This window comes from Synechococcus sp. R55.7 (genome assembly GCF_047461955.1).
GTDB lineage: Bacteria > Cyanobacteriota > Cyanobacteriia > Thermostichales > Thermostichaceae > Thermostichus.
In genome coordinates this window covers 19043-21154 of the sequence record NZ_JANSIC010000009.1, presented here as the reverse complement: position 1 = coordinate 21154, position 2112 = coordinate 19043, and the positions used below count along the sequence as shown (strand labels likewise).

General features: G+C 57.4%; 4 protein-coding genes. All 4 read right to left on the bottom strand.

Annotated elements, in window-relative coordinates; genetic code table 11:
• Positions 1–150: 150 nt before the first annotated feature.
• Positions 151–468: a 2Fe-2S iron-sulfur cluster-binding protein gene (locus NW820_RS01235; protein ID WP_011434371.1), complete on the bottom strand. Its 318-nt coding sequence runs from the start codon at positions 466–468 to the stop codon at positions 151–153.
• The gene (locus NW820_RS01230) at positions 468–725 is read right to left on the bottom strand and encodes a DUF1816 domain-containing protein (protein ID WP_414406460.1); all 258 of its coding nucleotides are present in this window, start codon (positions 723–725) and stop codon (positions 468–470) included. Before NW820_RS01230 ends, NW820_RS01235 begins: the two co-directional genes overlap by 1 nt.
• Before the next feature lie 22 nt (positions 726–747).
• A complete protein-coding gene (rlmB, locus tag NW820_RS01225; protein WP_414400106.1) occupies positions 748–1884 on the bottom strand; it encodes a 23S rRNA (guanosine(2251)-2'-O)-methyltransferase RlmB in 1137 nt (378 codons plus the stop codon).
• Positions 1885–1917: 33 nt separating this feature from the next.
• Positions 1918–2112, bottom strand: a 195-nt coding sequence (locus NW820_RS01220) for a ribonuclease III domain-containing protein (protein WP_414406459.1), incomplete at its 5' end; no start/stop codon positions are given.

The window sequence follows — 2112 nt, the reverse complement described above, 5'->3', positions numbered from 1 at the left end:
CCCCTGCATTATTGCTCCGCAACGCTATTGCTCCGCAACGCTGACGCGAAGACGCGACCAAGGTTTTAGTTGTGGGTACAGTGTCCTAGTTTGAATCGAAATGACTACAACACCTACTAACAAGTAGACCTGAACAGAAATCCGGCACGGTTAGGAGCCAAACTGCAAACGGTAAACCTCTTCCTCTTGATCGGTCTCCACCTCCAAATCGGAGGTAGCATAGGCTACACACAGCAGCACAAAGCCCTGAGCCTGCAGTTCTGGCCCAATCCCCATTGCCTCTGTCTGAGTCACAGATCCCGACTTCAGCCGCCCCGCACAGGTGGTGCAAACCCCCGCCTGACAAGAGGAAGGTAGCTCTATCCCGTGTTCAAGAGCAGCTTGTAAAACCGTCTGATCCGCAGAGGCGGGGAAGCGGTAGGTTTGGCCGCGGTGATGAAGGGTTACTTGATAAGCCGTAGCAGACATCAGGAACGGGCTCCCGACGGAGTACGGGTCACCGTCAGAGACTGTGGCTGGCGCATTTTCTTCACCAGAGCCTGGATCTTTTTGGCTCCTTCCTTTTGCAGGTCGGCGATGTAGTGGCCTTTGAGCCGCTCCGCCTCAGCTTCATCGGAGAAGGGGCCGTAGTAGTAGGTGCAGTCCTCGGTGGTGATCTCGATCCAGACCGACAGGCCGCGCAGCTTATCCAACAGATTGGCCAAAGGGTTGCTCACGGGATCCATCCCCCATTATCAAGTCTAGCAATCATTGGATGTCCTTTTGCAATCCCCTAGATTCTACTACTTTTATTGACGATTTGTTGAGGAATGTATCAACCTCAGGGCGTTTGAGGTGGTGGGGAGAGCGCTGCCGGTGGATTTCGTAGAGGGCAATGCCGGCGGCCACAGAAGCATTCAAGCTTTCAGTACGGCCTGCCAAGGGAATGGACAGCAGTTGGTCACAATGGCGCTGTGTGAGCAGGCTAATCCCTTCCCCCTCGGATCCCACCACCAAGGCAATGGGCCGTTGAAAATCGGCTCTATAGATGAGGTCAGTCCCTCGGCTGGTGGTGCCATAAACCCAAAACCCCTGCTCTTTGAGGTATTCCAAAGCCCGATTCAAATTCACCACCCGCGCCACCGGCAAGGTGGAGAGGGCTCCCGCCGCTACCTTCATCACCGTCGAGGTTACCCCTGCTGCCCGCCGTTGTGGGATCACCATCCCCTGCATGCCAAAAGCCTCCACACTACGGGCAATGGCTCCCAAGTTATGGGGATCCTGGATCCCGTCTAGGACTACCAGCACTGGATTGGGGCTGGCCTGCCGGCTTCTTTCCACCAAATCCTCCAGGGCCACGTACTGATAAGGCGTGGCTTGGGCAGCGATACCCTGGTGGTTGGCGCCAGCCGTGAGGGCGTTCAGCCGCTTTGGAGACACTTCGTCGATAACGGTGCCCCGCGCTTTGGCTTCTTCCAACAGAGACAAAAATTGGGGGCTGTAGCGCAACTTCGGCAAGATCCAAACCCGATTGAGGGTGGCTTGACTTTTCAAAGCAGCCAGTACTGTCTGGCGACCGTAGATAATCTCTTGCTCCAGCTCGGTCTCCGGATTCCCGTCGGCCTGAGGCTGAACTTCCCCTGGCAAGATCCCTGTCTCGCCAGTGGAGAGGCCGGGATCCAGCTCGCCTACTGGTTGAGGAGCCATCTTGCCTTGGGGCCACTGCCGTTGCGCGTCGCGACGGATGGGCTTCACTGGAGCCTCTCGGAGGGCAAGCTTGGGATCCCCGTCTCGGCGTTTGGGCCGCTGTACCCGCTTGCTAACGGATTGCCCTGCCCTTCGCGGCTGCAGTTTGCCCGAGCGAGACAGCCGTGAAGCAGGTTTGCGCTGAGAAGTCTTGGGCATGGGCGTGGAAGATGGAAAGACGGAAAGACTATCCTAACCTTCCCACTCGCCTAGGGTCTCAGCCAAAACATCAGTGAGGGCGAGGATATGGCGCAGCCGTTCGGGATTGGCCAGGTAGAGATAGCCCAGAACTGTTTCCAGGCCGCTGGCGTTTTGGTAATCGGCCAGAGGCAGATGCCGGGGTGGGCGACCGCAGCCATTGCGACCCCAGCGGACAATTTCCTGCTC